This window comes from Streptomyces sp. CO7 (assembly GCF_053474865.1).
Genome location: NZ_JBRIOU010000005.1, coordinates 119,025 through 120,714 on the forward strand (window position 1 = coordinate 119,025; position 1,690 = coordinate 120,714).

The window sequence follows — 1,690 nt, forward strand, 5'->3', positions numbered from 1 at the left end:
GACTACGCCGACCGTCAGTCGCAGCGGCTGCCGTGGGTGGTCGCGTTCATCACGCTGGCCGCCGCCGTGATCATGTACGTGGCGTTCCGGTCCGTGGTGATGGCGCTGCTGGGCACGCTGCTGAACGTCTCCACGGTGCTGGTCTCGTGGGGGGCGCTGACCCTGGTGTTCCAGTACACGTGGGCGGAGGACCTGCTCGGCTTCGAGTCCCTGGGCTTCGTGGGCTCCCGCACGCCGTTGATGGTGCTGGCCATCCTGGTGGGGCTGTCCACCGACTACCAGATCTTCGTGGTCAGCCGGATCCGGGAGGCGGTGCGGCGCGGGGCGCCGACGCGGCAGGCGGTCGTGGACGGCATCGCGGGGTCGGCGAGCGTGGTGACCAGCGCCGCGGTGATCATGGTGTCGGTGTTCGTCAGTTTCCTGTTCATCGACCGCGTCGAGATGAAGCAGATCGCCGTGGGGCTCACCGTCGCCGTGCTCTTCGACGCGTTCGTGCTGCGGGCGTTGCTGCTGCCGTCGGCGATGGCGTTGCTCGGCGAGCGGGCCTGGTGGCCCGGGCGCTCCACGGGCGGCGCGCCGCCCGTGGAGCCGGACCCGGACGGCACTCCTCGCGGGACTCCGGCCGCGGCCTGATCCGGGGGAGGCTCCCGCGCGGCGCGGGCGCGCCGCAGGGGGGACGTGGTGTCAGGACGGGGGGAGCTGCCGCTTCCTGGCGCCCTTGGGCCGCTTGGTGCGGACGCCCACGCCGCCCCAGAAGGCGAAGCCGGTGACGACGACGCGCGGCGCGTCGGGGGAGTAGGAGCCGTCGTCGCCGCGCGCGTCGTGGTCGAAGCCGCCCATGAAGCCCGTGCCGCGCATCACGACCTCGACGCCCGGCGGGACGATGATCTCCACCCCGCCCATCAGGGCGACGCAGTTGATGACGATCTCGTGCCCCGCGAAGTACGCCTCGCGCAGGTCGATGACCCCGCCGCCCATCACGGCCACCGCGTCGAAGCGCCGCGGCGCGACCCAGTGGCCCACCCGCTGGAAGCCGGCCATCACGGCGATCCCCCGGTCGGAGGAACCCCGTCCGCCGGTGATCCGCGACGGCCAGTCCACCTCCGCCCCGGAGGCCCGCGCGGGCCGCTTCATCATGGAGACGGCAGGTCCGTCCGGCGCTGGCAGGTCCCGGGTGACCGGCTCCAGCTCCCCGTAGGTCTTCGCCGCGTACACGATGTCCAGCCGCTCCTGGAACTCGTCCATGTCGAGCCGCCCCTCGGCGAGGGCGTCGCGGAGCCGCTCGGCGACCCTCTCCCGGTCGGCGTCCCCCGCCCGCAGTTCGGGCAGCGGCACCTCCCGGCGCCCGCCCCGTGCTGCCTCGTCCCGCTCCACCCGCTCGTCCCGCTCGTTCGACGCGTCGGCCATGCCGCGCAGCATACGAGTTCGGGACGCCGCCGGTAACGCCGTCCGGCGAGAGGGTGCGGGACGGGTGACGCCGCCGCACCGACACAGCCCACTACTGCGGGCGCGCATCGGTCATACCGGTACATAGTGAGCACATGGTGTATCGGCGGAACGCGGAGGAACGGAGCCGGAGCACGCGATGAAGAACGACCGCAGGAAAAAGCCGGTGCAGGGCTGGCGGCATCCGGCAGCGTCCGCCGCCCCCTCGGGAGGCGAAGGGGGCGAGGCGGGCGCTGCCGGATGC

At 73.1% G+C, this 1,690-nt stretch carries 2 protein-coding genes; one reads left to right on the forward strand and one right to left on the reverse strand.

Annotated features, from left to right (window positions below):
* Window positions 1-633, forward strand: a 633-nt coding sequence (locus tag ACOV8S_RS18860; protein ID WP_448318981.1) for an MMPL family transporter, incomplete at its 5' end; no start/stop codon positions are given.
* A 51-nt stretch (window positions 634-684) separates the two neighbouring features.
* Here ACOV8S_RS18860 and ACOV8S_RS18865 read toward each other — a convergent pair.
* Window positions 685-1,335 carry a DUF1707 SHOCT-like domain-containing protein gene (locus tag ACOV8S_RS18865; protein WP_448319448.1) on the reverse strand — a complete coding sequence of 217 codons (651 nt, stop codon included), beginning with the start codon at window positions 1,333-1,335 and terminating at the stop codon, window positions 685-687.
* Window positions 1,336-1,690: the final 355 nt, after the last annotated feature.